This is a genomic window from Hydrocarboniphaga sp. (genome assembly GCF_028291725.1).
Taxonomy (GTDB): Bacteria; Pseudomonadota; Gammaproteobacteria; order Nevskiales; family Nevskiaceae; genus Hydrocarboniphaga.
The window spans coordinates 27,268-48,593 of sequence record NZ_JAQGNT010000036.1 but is presented as its reverse complement, the minus strand read 5'-3'; the positions used below and the strand labels follow the sequence as shown (position 1 = coordinate 48,593).

The 21,326-nt window shown below is 66.9% G+C and carries 19 protein-coding genes; 6 read left to right on the top strand and 13 right to left on the bottom strand.

Annotated features, from left to right (window positions below; translation table 11 throughout):
* Window positions 1–32: 32 nt before the first annotated feature.
* Genes JWQ90_RS09535 through JWQ90_RS09515 form a run of 5 tightly spaced genes read right to left on the bottom strand, consistent with a single transcriptional unit; the run spans window position 33 to window position 6,477 of the window.
* Window positions 33–863, bottom strand: coding sequence for a protein-glutamate O-methyltransferase CheR (locus JWQ90_RS09535; protein WP_299692681.1), 831 nt, complete (start codon window positions 861–863; stop codon window positions 33–35).
* An 8-nt stretch (window positions 864–871) separates the two neighbouring features.
* Window positions 872–4,540 (bottom strand): response regulator, encoded by a 3,669-nt coding sequence (locus JWQ90_RS09530; RefSeq protein ID WP_299692678.1) that lies wholly within the window; start codon window positions 4,538–4,540, stop codon window positions 872–874.
* Window positions 4,533–4,976, bottom strand: coding sequence for a TerB family tellurite resistance protein (locus tag JWQ90_RS09525; RefSeq protein ID WP_299692675.1), 444 nt, complete (start codon window positions 4,974–4,976; stop codon window positions 4,533–4,535). Before JWQ90_RS09525 ends, JWQ90_RS09530 begins: the two co-directional genes overlap by 8 nt.
* Before the next feature lie 18 nt (window positions 4,977–4,994).
* Window positions 4,995–5,699, bottom strand: a complete 705-nt coding sequence (locus JWQ90_RS09520) for a DUF6588 family protein (protein ID WP_299692672.1) — start codon at window positions 5,697–5,699, stop codon at window positions 4,995–4,997.
* Window positions 5,700–5,757: 58 nt separating this feature from the next.
* On the bottom strand, window positions 5,758–6,477 hold the full coding sequence (locus JWQ90_RS09515; RefSeq protein WP_299692669.1) for a CocE/NonD family hydrolase: 720 nt from the start codon (window positions 6,475–6,477) through the stop codon (window positions 5,758–5,760).
* Between the two features lie 115 nt (window positions 6,478–6,592).
* Here JWQ90_RS09515 and JWQ90_RS09510 point away from each other — a divergent pair, with 115 nt between their 5' ends.
* Window positions 6,593–8,386, top strand: a complete 1,794-nt coding sequence (locus tag JWQ90_RS09510; RefSeq protein ID WP_299692666.1) for a DCC1-like thiol-disulfide oxidoreductase family protein — start codon at window positions 6,593–6,595, stop codon at window positions 8,384–8,386.
* 10 nt (window positions 8,387–8,396) lie between these two features.
* Window positions 8,397–9,191, top strand: a complete 795-nt coding sequence (locus JWQ90_RS09505) for a TatD family hydrolase (RefSeq protein WP_299692663.1) — start codon at window positions 8,397–8,399, stop codon at window positions 9,189–9,191.
* A 134-nt stretch (window positions 9,192–9,325) separates the two neighbouring features.
* Here the strand turns inward: JWQ90_RS09505 and JWQ90_RS09500 are convergent, their stop codons facing one another.
* A complete protein-coding gene (locus tag JWQ90_RS09500; protein ID WP_299692660.1) occupies window positions 9,326–10,036 on the bottom strand; it encodes a Bax inhibitor-1 family protein in 711 nt (236 codons plus the stop codon).
* 163 nt (window positions 10,037–10,199) lie between these two features.
* Between JWQ90_RS09500 and JWQ90_RS09495 the strand changes: the two genes are divergently transcribed.
* Window positions 10,200–10,661 carry a GNAT family N-acetyltransferase gene (locus JWQ90_RS09495; protein ID WP_299692657.1) on the top strand — a complete coding sequence of 154 codons (462 nt, stop codon included), beginning with the start codon at window positions 10,200–10,202 and terminating at the stop codon, window positions 10,659–10,661.
* 80 nt (window positions 10,662–10,741) lie between these two features.
* Here the strand turns inward: JWQ90_RS09495 and JWQ90_RS09490 are convergent, their stop codons facing one another.
* Window positions 10,742–11,362, bottom strand: a complete 621-nt coding sequence (locus JWQ90_RS09490) for a DUF1134 domain-containing protein (RefSeq protein WP_299692654.1) — start codon at window positions 11,360–11,362, stop codon at window positions 10,742–10,744.
* A 163-nt stretch (window positions 11,363–11,525) separates the two neighbouring features.
* Between JWQ90_RS09490 and JWQ90_RS09485 the strand changes: the two genes are divergently transcribed.
* A complete protein-coding gene (locus JWQ90_RS09485) occupies window positions 11,526–12,512 on the top strand; it encodes a helix-turn-helix transcriptional regulator (protein ID WP_299692651.1) in 987 nt (328 codons plus the stop codon).
* A 150-nt stretch (window positions 12,513–12,662) separates the two neighbouring features.
* Here JWQ90_RS09485 and rlmH read toward each other — a convergent pair whose 3' ends face one another.
* The 5 genes from rlmH to holA all read right to left on the bottom strand — a co-directional run bounded on the left by rlmH (window position 12,663) and on the right by holA (window position 16,625).
* Entirely contained in the window at window positions 12,663–13,133 is a 471-nt protein-coding gene (rlmH, locus tag JWQ90_RS09480) for a 23S rRNA (pseudouridine(1915)-N(3))-methyltransferase RlmH (RefSeq protein WP_299692648.1), read from the bottom strand.
* A gap of 12 nt (window positions 13,134–13,145) precedes the next feature.
* Window positions 13,146–13,496, bottom strand: coding sequence for a ribosome silencing factor (rsfS, locus tag JWQ90_RS09475; protein ID WP_299692645.1), 351 nt, complete (start codon window positions 13,494–13,496; stop codon window positions 13,146–13,148).
* Window positions 13,474–14,172 carry a nicotinate-nucleotide adenylyltransferase gene (nadD, locus tag JWQ90_RS09470; RefSeq protein WP_299692642.1) on the bottom strand — a complete coding sequence of 233 codons (699 nt, stop codon included), beginning with the start codon at window positions 14,170–14,172 and terminating at the stop codon, window positions 13,474–13,476. Before nadD ends, rsfS begins: the two co-directional genes overlap by 23 nt.
* 117 nt (window positions 14,173–14,289) lie before the next feature.
* Window positions 14,290–15,585, bottom strand: coding sequence for a glutamate-5-semialdehyde dehydrogenase (locus tag JWQ90_RS09465; protein ID WP_299692639.1), 1,296 nt, complete (start codon window positions 15,583–15,585; stop codon window positions 14,290–14,292).
* Window positions 15,582–16,625: a DNA polymerase III subunit delta gene (gene holA, locus JWQ90_RS09460; RefSeq protein WP_299692636.1), complete on the bottom strand. Its 1,044-nt coding sequence runs from the start codon at window positions 16,623–16,625 to the stop codon at window positions 15,582–15,584. The genes JWQ90_RS09465 and holA overlap by 4 nt, the downstream gene beginning before the upstream one ends.
* A 121-nt stretch (window positions 16,626–16,746) precedes the next feature.
* Here holA and JWQ90_RS09455 point away from each other — a divergent pair, with 121 nt between their 5' ends.
* Entirely contained in the window at window positions 16,747–17,742 is a 996-nt protein-coding gene (locus JWQ90_RS09455) for a PHB depolymerase family esterase (RefSeq protein ID WP_299692633.1), read from the top strand.
* 346 nt (window positions 17,743–18,088) lie between these two features.
* On the top strand, window positions 18,089–19,195 hold the full coding sequence (locus JWQ90_RS09450; RefSeq protein WP_299692630.1) for a PHB depolymerase family esterase: 1,107 nt from the start codon (window positions 18,089–18,091) through the stop codon (window positions 19,193–19,195).
* A gap of 248 nt (window positions 19,196–19,443) precedes the next feature.
* Here the strand turns inward: JWQ90_RS09450 and JWQ90_RS09445 are convergent, their stop codons facing one another.
* Window positions 19,444–21,276: a DUF1302 domain-containing protein gene (locus JWQ90_RS09445; protein ID WP_299692628.1), complete on the bottom strand. Its 1,833-nt coding sequence runs from the start codon at window positions 21,274–21,276 to the stop codon at window positions 19,444–19,446.
* Window positions 21,277–21,326: the final 50 nt, after the last annotated feature.

The window sequence follows — 21,326 nt, the reverse complement described above, 5'->3', positions numbered from 1 at the left end:
TCGTTCTTGTTGGTGAGGACCGATGCTTCGATTCAGCGCGCCGTGACACGGCGAAAAACGCTGGCGCCGGGCGCGATCGCGCCGAAATCCTGTGCAAACCGCGGCTCCGAGGGCCTTTCGCGGTCGCCCAGGCACAGAAAACCGCCACGCACCAGGCTGTCGCGGAACAGTGCGAGCGCGCGCTGCTGCAGCGGCTCGCCGAAGTAGATCAGCACGTTGCGGCACAGGATCAGATGCATCTCGCCGAAAACGCCGTCGGCAGCCAGATTGTGATTGGCGAAGGTGATGCGCTCGGCCAGAGCCTGGTCGAGCTTGATGTGCTGGTAGGCGGCGGTGTACCAGTCCGACAGCGAGCCGCTGCCGCCGGCCTGCAGATAGTTCGACGAGAACAGCTGGGCCTCGCGCAGCGGATAGATGCCCGCGCGCGCGCGCTCCAGCGCAAGCTCGCTGATGTCGGTCGCGTAGATCCGCGCACGCGCATACAGCCCGGCTTCCTTCAGCAGGATCGCCATCGAATAGGCTTCTTCGCCGTGGGCGCAGCCGGCCTGCCAGATGTTGATCTGCGGATAGCTCGCCAGCACCGGCAGCACTTCGCGGCGCAGCAGGTCGAACACCGGCGGGTTGCGGAACATCTCCGACACCGGCACCGACAGCCGGCCGATCACTTCGGCAAGGAAGGGCTCGTCGTGGATCAGGCGCTCGGTCAGCGCGCTGATCGAAGCGGCGCCGCTGGCCTCGGCCAGGGCGCGGACGCGGCGGTTGAACGAGGCCCGGGCGTAGCCGGCGAAGTCGTAGCCGTGGCGCAGCCTCAGCGCCTGCATGAACAGCCCGATCTCGATGTCCTGGCGGCTTTGCAGGTCCATCGGTGGCTCTAGATCCAGACCCGGATCTGCGACATCAGCTGATCGATATCGATCGGCTTGGCGCAGTAGTCGTTGGCGCCGGCCTGCAGGCAGCGCTCGCGGTCGCCGGTCATCGCCTTGGCGGTGACCGCGATGATCGGCAGCTGCTTCCACTGGTCGCGCTCGCGAATCCGGCGGATCGTCTCATAGCCGTCCATGCCCGGCATCATGATGTCCATCAGCACCAGATCGATGCCGGGATTGCTGTCGAGCTGGGTCAGCGCCTTGTAGCCGTCCTGCGCCATCGTCACTTCGAGCTTGCGCGTGCGCAGCGCCTTGGACAGCGCAAAGATGTTGCGCATGTCATCGTCGACGATCAGCACGTGGCGCCCGGCGACGTCGCGCACCACATCCGCCGGCGCCGCCGCGCCAGCGCTGCGCGGCGGCGTCAGCGCGTGCAGGAACAGCGACACCTCGTCGAGCAGACGCTCGGGCGCGCGGCTGCCCTTGATGACGATGCTCTCGGTGTACTGGCGCAGCCGCAGCATCTCGTCCGGGCTCAGTTCGCGCCCGGAGTAGACCACCACCGGCGGCAGGCTGACGCCGGCCGCAGACAGCTCGTCCAGCAAGTCCAGGCCGGACACGTCGGGCAGTCCCAGATCGAGAATCAGGCAGTCGAAGCGGCGCGCGCGCAGCGCCGTGCTCGCCTCAGACGCGTTCTGCGCCTCTTCGATCTGCGCGGTTTCCGGCTCCAGCAGCTTGCGCACCGCGGCGCGCGAACCAAGATCGTCGTCCACCAGCAGCACGCGCCGCGGCGCCGCGGCCCCGTCGCCGCCCGGCGCGATCACCCGATCCAGTGCAGCGAGTACCGATTCACGTGATACCGGCTTGGTCAGCACGCCCACCGCGCCAAGTGCCAGTCCGCGATCCAGGTCGTCGGACGCGGAGATGATGTGCACCGGCACTTGCTGCGTGGCCGGCAAGGCCTTGAGCTGCTGCAGTACCTGCCAGCCGCTGATATCGGGCAGACCGATGTCGAGCAGCACGCCGAGCAGCGGCATTTCCGCCGCGGCCTTCAGCGCCTCGGCTCCGCTGCTCACGACACGGGTCGGTATCGATTTGCGCGCGGCCAGGCCAGCCAGGATATTCGCGAAAGAGGCATCGTCCTCGACGATCAGCAGCACCGCGCGCTCGTCGGATGCCGGCGCCTGCGCATAGCTCGGTTCCAGCGGCTCGGCCGGCCGGCTCGTGGCCGCCGCGGTCGGCACCTCCGCGGCCACCGCTGCAGAGGCGTCGATCGCGGCGCCCGCGACGTCGAGCCGCTCCGGCAGAATCAGCAGGAAGCTCGAGCCCACGCCGATCGCGCTGTGTGCCTGCAGACTGCCGCCGAGCAGGCCGGCCATGCCGCGTGCGATCGACAGGCCGAGGCCGGTACCGCCGAAGCGGCGCGCCGTGCCGGAATCAACCTGTTCAAAGGGCTGAAAAATCGCATCCAGCCGGTCCGGCGGAATGCCGATGCCGGTATCACTGACCTTGAAGCCGATCGCGCGGCCGGGCACCAGGCCAGCGAGGCCGGCGTGGCGCAGCGACTCTTCATCGGGCCGGCCGATATGCAGCGTCACGCTGCCCTTCTCGGTGAACTTGAAGGCGTTGGCCAGCAGGTTGACGACGATCTGGCCCAGCCGGGTGCCGTCGGTGCGCACGGTCTGCGGCGCGTCATCACCGATAACGACTTTGAACTCGAGATCGTGGCTGCGCGCAACGTGGCGGAAGTTGCGCTCCTGCAGCGTCGCGAAACCGCGCAAGCCGACGTCCTCGGACACCACCAGCATGCGGCCGGCCTCGACCTTGGACAGGTCGAGAATGTCGTTGATCAGCTGCAGCAGGTTGCGGCCGGCGTCGTGGACGATGCGCGCGCTCTCCACCTGGTCGGGCTGCAGATTGCCGTCCTCGTTGTCGGCCAGACCTTTGGACAGGATCAGCAGGCTGTTCAGCGGCGTGCGCAGCTCATGCGACATGTTGGCCAGGAACTCGCTCTTGTAGCGGCTGGCGCGCTCGAGTTGCTCGGCGTGGCGCTCCAGCGTGCCGCGCGCGGCCTCGAGCTCGGCCTGGCGCGCGCGCAGCGCGGTCGAGCGTTCGCGCAGGGTTTCGTTGGCCAGGCGCAGCTCCTCGGCCTGCGCGCGCAGTTCTTCCTCGGACGCGATCAGCTGGCCGCTCTGCTGTTCCAGCAACTGGCTGCGCGAGCGCAGCGCCTCGTTGCTGCTCTGCAATTCTTCCTGCTGGATGCGCAGCGACTCTTCCGAGCTGCGCAGTTCTTCGGATTGCGAGCGCGTGACGTCGAGCAGTTCGGCGGTTCTGAGGCTGCGCGCCAGCGTCTGCCAGGCCAGCGCGCTCGGCGCGCGCGCCTGCGCCAGCAGTTCGGCACGTAGTGCCGAAGGCGGCTTGAGCGAGGCCAGCTCGACTACGCCGACGATTTCGCCGCGCGAGAACAGCGGCGCGAAGCTCAGCGTGTCGGGCATCATCGAGCCGAGGCCGGAGACCACTTTCAGATAAGTCGGCGGCACCGGCGACAGGCTCAGCGTGCGCTTCTCGGCCACGCATTGGCCGACCAGACCCTGGCCGGGCTTGAATTTTCGCGACGATAGATCGGCGGCCGACACGCCGTAGCTGGCGCAGGCCTGCAGCTCGCCGGCAAGCGCATCCCAGCGATAGGCGACGCCGTAACCGGCATCCAGCGGCGGGCACAGCGAGCGCAGCAAGGCATCGCCGAAAGCTTCATGGGTGTCGGCCAGCTGCAGGTCGCCGGCCAGGCTGGCGAGCCGGGTCTTCACCCAGTCATCGCCGGCGCGGCCTTCGACCAGCTTGGCCAGCGCGGACAGCGAACGCGCGAATTCGCCGACTTCGTCGCGCCGCCAGCGATATGGAATCGCTGCGGCATGGCCGCCGGCGGAAATATCCGGAATCAGCTGGATCAGCCGGCGCAGCGGCTCGGCCAGCAGGCGGCGGGCCGCAATCAGCGCATACAGCGTGCTGATCAGCGCCAGCAGCAGCGCCAGCAGCACGACGTCGCGGCCCAGAGCGGCTGCACGATCCAGCACGCCGATCCGCGTCGCCAGCAAGCCGTGCTCCACGGCGCGCATCTGAGTCAGCTCGCCCTGCAGCGAGCCCAGCGCCGAGCTGCCGTTGTTGATGAGGGCCAGCAAGTCGTCGGCGCTGCGCTTCTGCTGCAACAGATCCGGGCTGCGCAGGCGCTCGACACTCGGACGCACGAAGCCTTCGTCCCAGTCGCGCTTCAGATTCTCGATGCGCTCGAGCCGCACTTCCTGCACCGGGTTGTCGCGCATCAGCTCGCGCAACTCGCTGAACAGCGCGTCGTAGCGATCGCTCTCGACCTGGAACGCCTCGATCTTCGAAGCATCGGCGCCGAGCAGCCCGTCGCGCAGAGACAGGCGCATGTTGAGCAGCGCGGTTTCCGCGCGCTCCGCGGTCCACAGCGCCTGGTAGGTGTGTACCGTCCAGCGCCGCGCAACGGTTTCGCGCTGTTGCACCATCAGGAACGCGAGACCGGCGCAGACGAACAGGATCAGCAGCGCGAAGATGATCAGCCGGAACTTGGCGAGCAGCGAGAGATCCGCAACCCAGCGCCGCAGCTGCGAAAGCGGCGCGCCCTCCGCGATCTCGGCCGGCGCTTCAGCCATTCGGCATTTGCGCCTCAGCCTTGAGCTTGGTCGCGATGAAATCCTGGTGCGGGATGTACAGCAGATCGGCCAGGCGGCGCAGCAGATGCTCTTCGTGTACGTCGAGCCGGCCGTCGGCATAGGCCACGCGCCACAGCATCGAGATCAGCTCGATCTTGTCCGGCGGCTGCATGCTCGCGTTCAGGCGCTGCACGAACTCGTGCAGCGACACCGCCTGACGCGCCTGCTCGCCGGCCTCGGCGAGCAGGCGGTCGAGCGCCGCATCGTCGAGCGACAGATAGCGGCGCAGCGCGTCGCGCACTGCGAGCATCTCGTTCTCGCTGCGCTCGAAATCGGCGCGCGCGCACTCGAGCAGCAGCACCGCGACCGCGAGGCGCTGGCGCGCCGCCTCGTCGACCGGCGGCGATTCAAAATGGCGCAGCAGCTTCTGCCACATACGAAAAGTCCGGCGCCGCTAGATGGAGAAACCCAGGCGCAGGTTGAACACGTTGTTGCTGCCGACGTGCTCGTATTCCGGCGTGATTTCGAGGAACCCGGCGGAAATACGCAGGCCGGCGAACAGCCGCGCCTGGCTGGGATCTTCGTCGTCGAGCACGCCGCTGTAGGTGCCCTTGACCTTGACCTTGCCCCAGATGTAACCGGCGCCGGCATAGGGTGTGACGAACGCGAAACCCTTGGAGATCGAGGCGTCGAGGCTGTACGTGCTCAGGTCGATGTCGTCGATCCCGGCGGACTTCGTGAACGCACCGCGGACCGCGATGCCCGGCGTGGCGATGCCGCCTTCGAGTATCGCGTAGCGCAGTTCGGCGCCGTAGACGCTGGCACCGGCGGTCGGCACCGAGCCGTAGAACGCCCCGACGTCGATCCCGAACGGCAGGCCCTTGTGGGCGGTGACGCCGGCCATGCCGATCTCGCTGATGCTCTCGCCGGTCAGCGTCTTCCAGGCGCTTTCGTCGGTCGACATGTAGCTGCCGAAACCGCCGATGCCAAAGCCGGTGATGCCGGTGGCTTCGGCAGGCGCCAGTGTGTGATAGCTGAACGCACTGACCAGATCCTTGGACACGGAATGGAATGCGCCCTGATCCGGAGTGACGATGTCGTAGTCATCCGCCATGGCAGGGCCGGCGACGAAGCAGCAGGCGAGCAACAGACGCTTCATGTGATCTCCATGTGACTTTGTAAGAAATGAGGGTAGGTGACGGCCGCGGCAGGATAGCTCAGGGCGCCGGAAGATGGCGTTGAATGAAATCACCGGCGGCCTCCCGGATATCGTTCAGCCGGCCGTTGAAGAAATGGCCGGCACCGTCGACGGTGAACAGTTCTGCGGGCGGCTCATATGCGGCCAGCGCGGCCGCGGTCTCGTCGTAGGCGACCGTGTCATCGTCGCGGCTGTGGATCACCAGCCAGGGACAGGGTGGCCGCGCGGGCCTGGCCTGGTAGACGAAGCGTCCGCCGAAAGGCGGTGCGACGCTGATCTGCAAGCTCGGCCGCGCCGTCGCCGCGGCAGCGACGCTGACATAGCCGCCGAACGAGAAACCCGCCAGCAGCAGCGGCAGCGGTTCTCCACTACCGGCGGCCGGCACGCGTTGCCGCAGCCAATCGACCAGCAGCAAGGTATCTTCGATCTCGCCGCGGCCCTCGTCATGCGCACCTTCGCTGCGGCCGACACCGCGAAAATTGAAGCGCAGCGCGTAGAAACCCGCGTTCAGTGCGATCGATGCCAGGGTGTAGGTGACCTTGTTGCTCATCGCACCGCCGTACAGCGGATGCGGATGGCAGATCACCGCGATACCGCGCGCAGCGGTCTCGCGCGGCGCGGCGAGGATCACCTCGAGCTTGCCGGCGGCACCGGGCAGCAGCAGGTCCAGCGAGGCACCCGGCGCGGGCAGATCGGCCGAGGGAAAGGCGAAAGTGGTGGCGGAGGTCCGGGTCGTCATCGGCAAAGTCTAGACGGGGCGTCCGGGCCGCGCGACCGCGGCCTTGCACGAGCGGCTGCCGATCTCGGATCCGCTGGTCTGGTCCGCCTGCGACTGCTGTAAGATTTTGGCCGGCATGAACCCCTCTCCCCGATTCTGGACCGAGCGCCTCGGGCGCGCCTTCGCGCTCGATCTGCGATCGCTCGCGGCACTGCGCTTCGTACTCGGCCTGCTGCTGCTGGTCGACACGCTGTCGCGCCTGACCGAGGTCAGCGCGTTCTACAGCGACACCGGCATCCTGCCGCGCGCGCTGCAGGGCGACGTCGTCTCCGGCTGGCGCTGGTCACTGCACCTGGCCAATGGCCAGGCCTGGTTCCAAAGCCTGCTGCTGCTGGCACAGGCCGGCGCCGCGCTGGCGCTGGCCTTCGGCTGGCGCACGCGGATAGCAAATCTGCTCGCCTGGCTGCTGAGCGCGTCGCTGCTGAACCGCAATCCGCTGGTGCTCGGCGCCGGCGATACGCTGATCTGCGTACTGCTGTTCTGGTGCCTGTTCCTGCCGACCGCGGCGCGCTGGAGCATCGACGCCGCACTGTCGCCCAAAGCGCCGCCCACCGATCACCGTCACGCCTCCTGGGCCTCGGCCGCGCTGCTGCTGCAGGTGCTGTCGGTGTTTTTCTTCCAGGCGCTGCTACAACCGGCAGCGGCCGACCTCTACGCGGCCGACACCGACACGCTGGCGGCTGGACGCTGGCTGCGCGAGCACGCCGACGCGAACCAGGCGCTCGCCACCTGGGCGGTGTGCGCGCAACTGATCGCGCCGCTTATTCTGCTGCTGCGCGCCGGTACCACGCGCGCGGCGCGATATCGCATGATCGTCCGCGCGGTGTTGCTGCTGCAGCTGCTGCTGGTCGCGCTGCTGACGATGTTCACGCTGTCCACCGGGATGCTGGCCTGGGCGCAAATCGCCGGCCTGATCGCGCTGGTCGGTGCGACGTTCTGGGAAAACCGCGCCCGGCATATCCGGCGGCAGCAACCAGGCACCGAACTGCGCCTCTATTACGACCGCAGCTGCGGGTTCTGCCTGAAAACCTGCCGGCTGCTGACCCAACTGCTGGCGCTGCCGAATGCGCGCGTGCTGCCGGCGCAGGACAACCGCCGCGCGGATTCACTGCTGCGCGCGAACGACTCCTGGGTGGTGATCGACCACGATGACACCGCACATCTGAAAGGTGCCGCGATGCTGCTGCTGATCCGGCGCTCGCCGCTATTCGCCTGGGTCGGCGTGCTGGCTCTGCCCCTGGGCTTGAGCGGCGCCGCCGATCTCGTCTACGAGGCCATCGCCCGCAACCGTGCTGTGCTGAGCCGTCTCGGCGACAAGCTGCTGCCGGAGCCTGCGCTGCCGTTCGTGCCGTCGATCGGCATGCAGCGCCTGGCGGGCCTGCTGGCGACGCTGGTGCTGGTGTGGAACCTTGCCGGCCTGCGCACGCCGGACGGGCCGTTCGAACGCCTGCTGGCGCCGCCGCTGGAACTGCTGCGGCTCGACCAGCGCTGGGACGCTTACTCGCCCTCGCCGGTTCCGGCCGATAGCTGGTGGGTGGCGGCCGGCCATACCGGCGACGGCCGCGAAGTCGACGCGCTGCGCAGTGCCGGCGACGCGCTGCGCTTCGACGAACCGGGCGCGGCGCGCGACGACGGCGTGCGCTGGCGCGCGTTCCGCCGGCAGATGGCGCAGCCGCAACTCGCGGCAACGCGTGCGCGCTGGTCGGAGTATCTGTGCCAGCGCTGGAACGCGGATCGCTCCGCCGACTCAGCTGACCGGCTCGTGGACTTCAAGCTGATCTCGGTGCTCGATTTGCAGAGCGGCACAGGCCGGCGCCTCGAGCAGCGCGTGCTCGGCCGCCAGGATTGCACGGCTCCCGGCGCGCGCTGAGTCCGCGGTAGTGAAGCTCATCGACATCGGCGCCAATCTGGCGCATGAGAGCTTCGGGCAGGATCTGCCGGCGGTGCTGGCGCGCGCGCAGCATGCCGGCGTCGGCGCGATCGTCGTCACCGGCAGTTCGGCGGAAAGCTCGCAGGCCGCGGCGACGCTGGCGGCCGCGCACCCTGGTTTTTTGTATGCCACCGCCGGCCTGCACCCGCATCACGCCAGCGACTGGAACGAGGCGCTCGCAGAAGCGCTGCGCAGGCTCGCATCGCAGCCCGGGGTGCTGGCGATGGGTGAATGCGGCCTGGATTATTTTCGCGATCTGTCGCCGCGCGAAGCCCAGCGCCGCGCGTTCACCGCCCAGCTCGATCTCGCAGTGGAGCTGAAACTGCCGGTATTCCTGCATCAGCGCGATGCGCACCCGGATTTTTTCGCGATTCTTCGCGACTACCGCAGCCAACTCGCCGACGCCGTGGTGCACTGCTTCACCGACACCACCGAAGCGCTCGCCGATTACCTGCGGCTCGACTGCCACATCGGCATCACCGGCTGGATCTGCGACGAACGCCGCGGCCGCCATCTGCTGGCCGCGGTGCGCGGCATCCCCGCCGATCGCCTGCTGATCGAAACCGACGCACCGTACCTGCTGCCGCGCACCGCGCCCAAAGCCGCGCATCGCCGCAACGAGCCGGGCTATCTGATCTACGTGCTGCGCACGATCGCCGCGGCGCGCGGTGTCGATGAAGACGAGCTGGCGAACATCACCACGGACAACGCGATGCGATTCTTCCGCATCGCAATCCGGGCCTGAACCGTAGGTCGGCAATCCTTTGCCGACGTGAGGCAGTCATTGCGCATCGACCGTACACGTCGGCAAGGGATTGCCGACCTACAGACGCGAAAAAGCCCCGCTTTCGCGGGGCTTTTGTTGAAGCTCGCAGGCAATCAATCGTCGCTGTTGGCGTAGCCCAGAAGCTGCAGCAGGCTGAGGAACAAATTGTAGATCGACAGGTACAGCGACACGGTCGCGAGCACGTAGTTGGTCTCGCCGCCGTTGATGATATCGCCGGTCTGATACAGGATCATGCCGCACATCAGCAGCGCGAACATCGCCGAGATCGCCAGCGACAGCGGCTGCAGATACACGCCGAAGAACGACGCGATCAACAGGCCGATGCTCAGCGTGAACGCGAGGATGATGCCGCCGACCAGGAAGCCGCGCATGAAACTGAAATCGCGGCGCGTCTTCACCGCGTAGGCGGACAGGCCGACGAAGATCGCACCGGTCAGGCCAAGCGCCATCATCACGGTCTGCGGACCGTTGGCCATCTTCAGGTGCATGTTGATGATCGGGCCGAGGCCGAAGCCGAGCAGTCCGGTCACGCCGAACACGACCCAAATGCCCGCTTCGGAATTGGCGGTGCGCGGCACGACGAACCACAACAGGCCCATCGACACCAGCGAGCACATCAGGCTGAGCCCGTAGGGAACATGGAGTGCCATCGACACCCCGGCCATCGCGGCGCTGAACAGCAGCGTCAGCGACAGCAGGCTGTAGGTCTGGCGCAGGACCCTCTGCGCTGGCGTCACCGCACCGGCGCGGCCAAAACCGGCATCGATACCCGGGCCGCGGTACTGGGTCTGCAGATCCTTCATGACATCCTCTCTTGTTACGTGTCTTGTTACGTGGCGTTACACCGAAACCGCAGTCTAGCAAACACCAGGTTCAGCGGTATTGCCCTGGGCAAGGGTTCAGACCGCGACGGCCGCGCGCAGTTCCTTTAATCTGTTTCCAAAGGGAAAAATAGGGCTTATGCGGATGAAACAACACGCTTACCCGGTGATTGCGGTCACCGACGACACCGGCATCCTGATCCATGAGGACTGGTTGCTGCGCTCCGAGACCGTACATCGCCAACTGCGGCCCGCCCTGCCCGAGCGCTATGCCGACTGCCTGCAGCAAGTCTTTGAACACGGGGGACGCATGGCGGTCGCCGCCGACGGCGACCGTGTGGTCGCCGTCATGGTCTGGAGGTTGATCGTCAACACGGCGTATCGCCGCGCGTTGTATGTCGACGATCTGGTGACCGACCCGGCATCGCGTTCCAGCGGAGCCGGCAAGGCCCTGCTCGACTGGTGCGCCGACAAGGCCGTGCTGATGCAATGCGAGTGGCTTACGCTGGACTCTGGAACCCAGAGGACCGACGCGCATCGCTTCTATTTCCGCGAGCGCATGCACGTCAGCTCGTTTCATTTCGTCAAGCGCATCGGCCCGGCTTGATGTTGGGGTTCGCTGCGCTCACCCCAACCTACGAGCGGAACATTGTAGGTTGGGGTGAGCAACGCGAACCCCAACACCGCTCAGAACGGAATCAGCGAACGCTTCAGCGTGTAGTGCAGATAGCCGATGCTGGCGCCAGCGCGCAGGCCGACGCCGGTGCGGATCGGCGCCAGCGTGATGTCGCCGCTGCGCTGATAGTTCACGCCGATGCCGCCGACGATATACAGGCTGCCGTCGACGCCTGGAAAGCGCTGCAGCATCTCGTTGGTGGTGCGCAGGTTGTAGACCAGCGTAAACACCTTGCTGGCATTGCCGCCGAAGTCCCAGCCGGCCGACGGACCCTGCCAGTACAGCGGCAGGCCACCGCCGCCCTTGTAGTTCAGCGTGCCCTTGCCGTAACGCAGACCAACCACGATCGCGCCGCTGCCCTCTTCACCGACGATGTAGGCATTGGGCCGGCCCTGCTCGGCAAAAACCTTCTCGATCGCCTTGGCGAAGCCTTCGGTGGTGGCGCCGAAAAAGTCGCGGCCTTTCGAGACGATTTCATCGGGGCTGTACGTGTCCTGGCTGACCGGCTGACCACCGGTGGTCGCGGCCTCGTCGGCGGGCGGCTCGACTGGAGTCGGCTCGGACTGAGCAACCGCCACCACCGCCGAACACACGAAAACCATCGACAGCACCGCTACGATCAACTGACGCATAAAGTCCCGCTCCGACGAAAAAAGGTCGCCCAGTCTTTCGGTAACGGATGAGCGCAACCTTAACGGAGCGTGACTGGTCATTAGTAGCCTACATACGGACCATGCCGCGCTGCTACATTGATCACCAGACCATCCGACCAGACAATTCAAAATGGGAATCCCGGTGTCGGCAGCTGTCGAATCCCCCGCATCCTCGGAGCCGGCCGACCTCAAGGTCGATCGCTACATCGCGCGCTTGTATCGATCCGGCCTGGCGATCGCGCCCGAGCGCTACCGCGCCTGGGCGCTGGAAACGCTGGCGCGGGTGATTCCGCACGACGGCGCGCTCTGGGGCAGCGGCAGCGCCGCACAGGGGCGCTTCCATACCCGCACCATCGTCGGCCTGCCGGAAGAATTTCCGTCGCAGCTCGAGGCCACGCACCAGATCAATCCCTTGCTCCCGCGCATCATGGCCAACCTCGAGCAGCCGGTGGACATGGCCAGCGTGCTGTCGGACGAGGCTTTCCACAAGACCGAGGTCTATCGGCGGGTTTTCCAGCCGCATGGGATCGAGCGGATCCTGTCGACCGGCCACCTGGAGCGCCGCAGCGGCCTGTACAGCCTGGTGACGCTGTACCGCAAAAATCCTGACGAGCAGTTCAGCGCGCAGGAAAAGGAATGGCAGCGGCGCATTACCTATCACCTGTTCAACGCCGCCTCGCATGTGTTCTTCGTCTACGAGCTGCATCGCAGCGATCGCCCGCCCGGCAGCGGCGCGGCGGTCGTCGACAGCACCGGCCTGTTCCACGAGGCGCAGCCGCGTTTTCTGGATCTGCTGGAAACCCATTATCCGCATCCGCAGCCGCCGCAGGCGCTGCCTTTCCCGTTGCCGGAAGCCGGCTCCACCGGGCTGGTCGGCACGCTCGGCGTCAAATGCGAGGCGCTCGGCGATCTGTTCCTGGTTCACCTCTGGACCGCGGGCCCGCTCGACCGGCTGACGGTGCGCGAGCGCGAGGTGGTCAACGCCGTCGCACAGGGAATGTCGTTCAAACAGGCCGCGAAGAAAATCGGCGTCGCGCCATCGACGGTCGCCAATCATCTGTATCGGGTGTACCGCAAGCTGGGCGTATTCAGCCGCACCGAACTGGCGGCGCTGGTGCATCCGCCGTAGGTCGGCAATCCTGTTGCCGAGGTGTACCGTCAATGCGCAACCGAGGCATCTGAACCCAACTGTAGGAGCGGACCTTGTCCGCGATTGAGGCCTCACCGGCACAATCGCGGACAAGGTCCGCTCCTACAGTGCGGTCACGATCGAGGGCGGTCAGGCCCGGTGATACGGATGCCCCGCGATCAGTGTCGTCGCGCGATAGATCTGCTCAGCGATCAGCACGCGCACCAGCGCATGCGGCAGGGTCAGCGGCGACAGCGACCATTTCTGCTCGGCGCGTTTCAGCACGTCCGGCGCATGGCCGTCGGGGCCGCCGACCAGCAGCGCGACATCGCGGCCGTCCTGCTGCCAGCGTTTGAGCTGATCGGCAAGATCCAGGCTGCTCCAGCTGGCGCCGCGCTCGTCGAGCGCGACCGTGCGCAGGCCATCGGGCAGCGCCTTCAGCACGCGCTCGCCTTCGATCTGGCGCGCGCGCGCGATGTCGGCGTTCTTGCCGCGCGCCGCGAGCGGAATCTCGACCAGCTCCATCCGCAGCTCGCGCGGCAAGCGGCGCACATAATCGTCGAACGCAGTCCGCACCCAGTCGGGCATGCGGCCACCGACCGCGATCAGGCGCAGCCGCACAGTCGTGAACCGCTAGCCGTTGGCGACTTTGGAACGCGGCTCGCTCATGTCCCACAGCTTTTCGAGCTGGTAGAACGCGCGCGTCTGCGTCTGCATCACATGCACCACGACATCGCCCAGATCCACCAGCGCCCACTCGCCCTCGTCCAGACCTTCGATACCCAGGGGCTGGTAGCCGGCTTCCTTGGCCATGTCGAATACATTGCGCGCCAACGACACCACGTGTCGGTTGGACGTGCCGGTACAGATCATCATCACGTCGGTAATGGTGGTTAGGCCGCGCACGTCGAGAATCTTGAGATCGATGGCTTTCAAGTCTTCGAGCGCGCTGCGGGCAACGTCAGTCAGTGGCTGGGTCTTCATCGTGTGTGAGAAGGCTGATGTCCTTATGAGTGAATGAAGCAATCACGGACTCGGGGACGAGGCCGCGTACCGATCGTCCCGCCTTCAGCAGACGGCGGACACGAGTTGAAGAGATCGCCAGCGGCGGGATGTTGGCCGAGGTCCACAAGCCTGCAAGCTGCTGGCTGAGCGCCACATGGCTGGGCGCGCGGCGGCCACGCAGATGCGCGAGCAGTTCTGCCGCTGGCGCCGGCGGCTCGTAGGGCCGCTCGACGAACACCAGGTGCGCCAGATCGATGATCTCGCGCCAGCGATGCCAGGTGTGAAACTGATTGGCCGCGTCGTCGCCGAGCAACAGTACCAGTGGGCGATCCGGGAATTCCCCGCGCAGCGCCGCCAGCGTGTCGTGCGTGTACGAAGGCCCGGCGCGGCGCAGCTCGCAATCGTCGGCGATCAGCGCCGGCTCGTTCTCCAGCGCCAGCTGCACCCATTCCATGCGCCGCTGCGCGCTGATCTGCGGCGCTTCGCGATGCGGTGGCTGGGCGCTCGGGATTACCCGCACCGATTCCAGTGCCAGGCGCTCCCTGAGTTCCAGCGCGAGCCGCAGGTGCCCGTTGTGAATGGGCGTGAAGGTGCCGCCAAAAATGCCGAACGGAGCGTTCAGCGCCCGAGCCTCATTCGCAGGAATGCCAGCCAATGCGCGGAGCCGCCGGCTCCGGAACGGGCGCAGTGCAAGGAACAAGCGACGCCGTGTACCAGCAGTACACAAGGAGGGCGTGACGCCGCAATGCGTCCGTTCCGGAGCCGGCGGCGTTCAGCGGACGTTGCCATCGCCGAGCACCACCCACTTCTGCGAAGTCAGGCCCTCGAGGCCGACCGGGCCGCGCGCGTGGAACTTGTCGGTGCTGATGCCGATCTCGGCGCCCAGGCCGTATTCGTAGCCGTCGGCGAAGCGCGTCGAGGCATTGACCATCACCGAGGCCGAATCGACTTCGCGCAGGAAGCGGCGCGCGCGCGTGTAGTTTTCGGTGACGATCGCGTCGGTATGGGCCGAGCCATAGCGCGCGATGTGCGTCATTGCGGCGTCGACACCGTCGACGATTTTCACCGACAGGATCGGCGCCAGATATTCCTCGGCCCAGTCCGCCTCGGTGGCCGGCTTGGCATCGGCCAGAATGCGCCGCGTGCGCTCGCAGGCGCGCAGCTCGACGCCGGCTTCACGGTAGATCTGGGCCAGGCGCGGCAGCACGCGCTCGGCGATCGGCGCATCGACCAGCAGGGTCTCCATCGTATTGCAGGTGCCGTAGCGCTGGGTCTTGGCATTGACGCAGACCGCGATCGCTTTCTCGACGTCGGCGTCGGCGTCGATGTACACGTGGCAGATGCCGTCCAGATGCTTGATCACCGGCACACGCGCCCCATTGGAAACGGCGGCGACCAGGCCCTTGCCGCCGCGCGGAATCACCACGTCGATGTATTCCGGCATCGTCACCATCGCGCCGACCGCGCGCCGATCGGTGATCGTCAGGATCTGCACCGCGTCTTCCGGCAGCCCGGCGTCGCGCAGCGCGCGCTGGATGCAGCGCGCAATCGCCTGGTTGGAGTTGATCGCCTCGGAGCCGCCGCGCAGGATCGCCGCGTTGCCGGATTTCAGGCACAGGATCGCGGCCTCGGCGGTCACGTTCGGGCGCGATTCGTAAATGATGCCGACCACGCCCAGCGGCACGCGCATGCGGCCGACCTGGATGCCGGACGGACGCATTTTCATGTCGGTCATCTCGCCGATCGGGTCGGGCAGCGCGGCAACCTGGCGCACGCCCTCGGCCATCGTCTCGATCCGGCTGTCGTTGAGCTCCAGACGATCCAGCATCGCCGCATCCAGCCTGGCGGCGCGGCCGGCACGCAGGTCTTCGGCATTCGCCGCCAGGATTGCGCGCCTGTCGTCCACCAGCAGCTGCGCCAGCGCGAACAGCGCCGCATTCTTGGTGCCGGTGTCGGCACGCGCGATATGACGCGCGGCCGCGCGAGCGCGCTCGCCGCGTTCGCGCATGTAATGCAGGACCTCATCCTGGCTGGTCTTGCTTGCGATTTTTACCGCCTGCGCGTTCATGCTCGTTGGACTGCGGCTTGTGGAAGCTTCGGCGCCGACCCGGCCGCCGCCATGACCAATGTTAGCAACTCTTCCCAGGCCTGTTCCTTGCCGCCGGTGGACTTGGCCAGCTGGTCGATCACCGCGGTCCTGCGCATCCAGCCGTAGATCTGCGGCAGCCGGGTGCGGCGCAGGGCTTTCTGATACGGCGCCTGGCGCGGACGCGGCACGTAGGCCGCCTCGCAGGCGCGCTGCACGTCGCCGCTGGCGGCGAACGCGGCCTGGACGTTGGCCCACTGGCGCAGGCAGTAGCTCAGCGCACCGAGCAGCTCCAGCACCTCGACGCCCTCCTGGCGCAGATGGCCGAGGCTGCGGACCACGCCGGCCGCGTCGCCGCCGAGCATGCGCTCGGTCAGGTCGAAGGCGTCGAAGCGGGCGCTGTCGGCCACCGCCTCGCGCACCTGCTCGACGCCGATCGCCGCATTCGGGAACAGCAGCGCGAGCTTGGCGATGTCCTGCGCCGCGGCCAGCGTATTGCCCTCGGTGCGCTCGGCCAGCAGCTGCAGCGCTTCGGCGTCCGGCTTCAGGCCGGCGGCGCGCAGCCGGCCGTCCAGCCAGGGCGCGACCTCGGCGCTGGCGATCGGCCAGGCATAGACGCTGGCGCCGGCCGTCTCCAGCGCCGCGAACCAGGCGCTGTTGCGCTGCTTGGTCTCCAGCGCGCCGCAGACGACGATGAACAGCACGTCCTGCGGCGGCCGCTCGGCCAGCTTCTGCAGTACCGCATTGCCCTCGGTGCCGGGCGCGCCATTGGGCATGCGCAGCTCGACGATGCGCTGCAAAGCGAACAGCGACAGGCTGTCGCAAGCCTGGGCCACACGAGACCAGTCGAAAGACTTGTCGACGTCCAGGACTTCGCGCTCATGAAAGCCGCGCTTGCGGGCGGCGGCGCGGATCGCGTCCAGCGACTCCTGGATCAGCAGCGGCTCGTCGCCAGCGACCACGTAGACCGGCGCCAGGCTGCGCGCCAGCGCGGCGCCGAGCTGGGTGGGGTTGAGCTTCATGCCGCCATTGTTTCAGACCGGCCCCGGCATCGCACGCGGTGCCGAGTTAGACTGCTTACCTTTCTATGGATCGGAAGATGGCCGCTTCGCTCGTGAACGGCCGGTATACGCAGGGAACGCGATGTCTGCACCACGTAAAACGGCCGCTGCGCTGCTCGCGCTCGGCATGGCCATGCCCGCGCACGCCGACCTCGGCGGCGCGGTTGAACAAGTCGGCGAGATTTTGAGCGGGGCTTTCGAGAACCTCTCCGGCACGCTGGGCTATGTGCTGACACGCATGGCTCAGGAATCCCTGGAGCCGACCGAAGGCACCGTCGCCATCGCCGACGCAGTCGAGCATCAGGGCGTCGCCAGGCCGCTGCTGATCATCGAACCGGCGGTGGCGAGCGCGGAGAAGGCGCCGCTGATCGTGCTGCTGCATTTCTCCGGCGGCGATGCCGAGATCATGGCCAACCTGGCCCGGGCCGGGCGTCTGGCGGCCGAGCACGGCGCCTGGATCGTGCTGCCCGAGGGCAGCCACCGCCGCTGGAGCGACGATCCGGCGATCTCACCGTCCAGCGACGACGTCGACTTTCTGGCCGCGGTCATCGCTCACATGAGCAGCGCCTACCCCATCGATCCGCGGCGGGTCTACATGGCCGGCATGTCCAACGGCGGCTTCATGACCGAGCGCTTCGCCTGCGAAAGACCGGAGCTGATCGCCGCAGCCGCGGTCGACGCGGCGACGCTGCGCATCTCGCAGGATCATGCCTGCGCGCCGTCGCGGGCGGTGCCGATGCTGCATTTCGCCGGCACCCAGGACCTGCTCGTGCCCTATTCCCACCCGATCACGATGCTGCCCGCACAGGCCACGTTCCAGCGCTGGTCCGACATCCACGGCTGCGATCCGGCTTCGCGCCAGGATAGTGCGCTGGCACCGAGCGTCGACGACGGCACCTCGATTCAGCTCAGCGAGAACTGGGACTGCAGCAGCGGCGGAGCCGTGCGTCTGTTCACCATCGTCGGCGGCGGTCACGCCTGGCCGGGCAGCGCGGGCACGCTATCGATCGGCCGCACCACCCAGAACCTCGACGCCACCGAGGCGATGTGGGCGTTCTTTTCGCAGTTTTCGCTATAGCCCTGCAAGTAACGCCGCGCGCCGCTGAGTGCTGGGTTTCGTTCCTCAACCCAGCCTACCCGACTCGTTCGAAGAAGCCGTCGCAGAGCAAGTAGGCTGGGTTGCAGCGCAGCGGAAACCCAGCGCAGAAGGCCAGGCAAAGCGCTGGGTTTAGCCTACTCGGGCTGCTCGGCGTGATCGAACGCCGGTTCTCCGAGTTTCCGGAGAGTTGAGGGCCGGGTTCGGACTGCGGGCGCCGTTACCGGCCCGCATGGTCAGGCCGTACGCACTGCGTTAAAGTGCCGCCGGTCAAAAACCAGACAGCCGGTTCATCCAGGGAGAACCGCTGTATCCGAGAGATAAAACCATGCCTGCAATCCGCCGATGGGCCGCGCTGCTGACGCTGAGCCTCATTTTTGCCATGCCCGCCCGAGCCGGGCTCGGCGACAGTCTCGACAAGCTCGGCCAGAACCTCGGCGGCGCTCTCGGACAGTTTGGCCAGAACCTGGGCGGCAGCCTCGGCCAGTTCGGCCAGAACCTGGGGGGCAGCCTCGGCCAGATTTCCGGCGTCCTCGACGGATCGCTCACGCAGTCGCTGGGCGCCCTCGGCTATAGCCTCACGCGCCTGGGCCAGCAATACCTGATGCCCACCGAGGGCACGATCGCGGTCACCGACTCGGTCGAGCACCGGGGCGTGTCGCGGCCTTTGATCATCATCGAGCCGCAGAACGTGAGCCCGGAAAAGGCACCGCTGATCGTGTTGCTGCATTTTTCCAACGGCAACGCCGAAACCATGGCCAATCTGACTCGCGCCGGACGGCTGGCGGCCGAGTACGGCGCCTGGATCGTGCTGCCCGAAGGCACGGCCCGGCGCTGGGACGACGATCCCTCGTCCTCGCCGTCCAGCGGCGATGTCGATTTTCTGGTCAAGGTCATCGCGCACATGAGCAGCGCCTATCCGGTGGATCCGCAGCGCGTGTACATGGCCGGCATGTCCAACGGCGGCTTCATGACCGAGCGTTTCATCTGCGAACAATCGGAGCTGATCGCCGCCGCCGCCATCGACGCGGCGACGCTGCGCAATACGCAGTCGGCGGCCTGCGCGCCGAAACGCGCCGTGCCCGTGGTCTATTTCGCCGGCACCGACGATCCGGTCGTGAACTACGACGCCCCGCTGGGCATGCTCTCGGCCGAGGCCAACTTCGCGCGCTGGTCCGGCATCCACGGCTGCAACCCGGCTTCGCGCCAGGACAGCTCGCTGCCGCCGGAGGTGGACGACGGCACCTCGATCGAGCTCAGCGAGAACTGGGACTGCAGCAGCGGCGGCGCCGTGCGCCTGTTCACCATCGTCGGCGGCGGCCACGCCTGGCCCGGCGGCGAGCCGGTAGCCCCGCAGCCCTGGCTGGGCACGACCACCCAGAACCTCGACGCGACCGAGGCGATGTGGGATTTCATGTCGTTGTTCACGCTGTAGAACCATGCCCACAAAACAAGAACCCGGCAACCCGTGATCGATCAGCACAGGCGCCCGGTTCGCGGAACTGTAGGAGCGGACCTTGTCCGCGATTGAGGCTGAACCGGCACAATCGCGGTCAAGGACCGCTCCTACAGTTCCAGCTAGCGACGGCGGTTTGATCGGCGGGAACCATGCAAAAAAAGGCCGGGCACGAGCCCGGCCTTTTCGCAGGATGAGAGGCCCTGCGACAAACGATCCCGCATTGATCAGAACGAATAGCCGGCGCTGGCCTCGACGTAGTCGCGATCCGACATCAGGTTCTGGTCGGCGCCACCGAAGTAGTTGACGTAGCCGACGTCGCCGCTCCAGGCCGCGTGGTAGGTCCAGCCCACCGACACGCTGAGCATCTTGCGGTCTTCGACGAAGTTGCCGAGCGGCTGCGGCGTGTAGCCGTGCAGGTCGTGGTCGAAGCGGATCGTCGGGTTCAGCGCGACCGCGCCGATCGCGTTGTTGTAGCTCAGCCGCGCGATCAGCTTGTAGCCATACGAAGTCGAGGTCGCGTAGCTGTTGGTCTCCGCCGGCAGATCGTCGCGGCCATCCGGATCGCTGGGATCGACCTTGCCGCGGTTGTGCAGAAAGCCCGCGCGCACGGCGCCGTCGGTTGCCGCGTCGTAGCCCGGCAGATAAGTGCCTGGCGCGTCGAAGCGCAGCTCGCTGGTCGGCGGCAGATCATGCACGTAGTCGTAGGCGAACTCGGCGACCAGGATCGTCTGATCGTTGCGCAGCAGAGAGTTCGGGCCGAACACGCGGGTCAGCGCGACGTCGGCCTGCGACACGTCCTTGCGGCGATAGCCTTTCAGATACTGGTTGCCGGACGCGCCGCCCAGCGTGCGGTTCAGCTGGCTCGGAATGCCCAGGCCGGTCAGCAGGATTTCGACGTCGTCGATCTGCAGCGGCTGGCCGTTCTTCAGGCTGTACTCGCCCTGCAGCGCCAGGCCCCAGGGCAGGGTCGAGTTGAACGAGGCGCCGACCATCTTGATGTCGTCCGGATACTCCAGGAAGTAGTCACCGCCGAAAGGCTTCAGCGGCTCGGTCGCCGAGTGGCCGCTGACCAGCGGCAGCCGGCTGTTGTACTTGGCCGCGTACAGCGACAGGTCGATGCCGTTGAGCTGCGGGATGTAGAAGTGCAGTGCAGCGCCGAACTGGCCGCTGTCCTTGCCCAGGCGGTCTTCGCCGTGCGGCACGGTGCTGCCGATGTCGTTCTCGCCCGGGATCGCGAAGCTGATGTTGGCGCGCGTGCCACCGGCGCCGACGAAGTCGTTGGTCTCCCAGAAGCTGCCGGCCGCGTCCGGATCGCTGCGGCGCCACTCGAACTGGTAGAAGCCTTCCAGGCTGACATTCTCGATGATGTCGTAGGACGCGCTGACCATGCCGACCGGCTTGACCGCTTCGTTGATCTCGAAGCCCGGCACGCGCAGCTTGTTCGCATCGGCCGACACCAGCGAGTTGAGGCCGTTCTGCACCAGGGTCGATTCGCCCCAGTTCAGAATCTGGCGGCCGATCTTGTAGCTCAGCGTGCGATCGAGAATCGAGTTGCTGCCGTAGAAATAGGCATCCAGCAGGCTGCCGTCGTGACCCAGGCGGTCGCGCACGATGTCGGTCTTGTCGTGGTATTCCGAGGCCGGCGCTTCCTTGCCGGGCTGGCCGTAGTTGGCCGGGTTGAAGTATTGCTTCTGCTGCAGCGTCGGGTCGTAGACGTAGCTGCCGCGCACGAAGATGCCGTAGTCGCGCCAGGTCAGCGTCGCGTCGCTGGTCAGCTTGATCGGCGAGGCCACCAGGTCGCCCTTGTCGAAGGCCAGATTGCCGTCGTCACCATTGGTCGAATAGGCCTTGCCGCCATTGCTGATACCGATGTTGTTCGGGTCGCGATCGGCCACGCGCCAGGCGGCACCGACCGAAAGCCGGCTGTCGACGCGCAGTTCGACGCCGTTGGCGGAATAGTCGAGCGCTTGGACGGCGGGCGCGAAGCTGCAGCCGAACGCGGCGGCAGCCAGTGCAACGCTGGTCCTGCGCAGACGGGGAGATTGGGTGCGGTTCATGTGCCTGTCCTTATGAGATGAGTTGCCGTGGGTAGCGGTCGCTGCGCTTG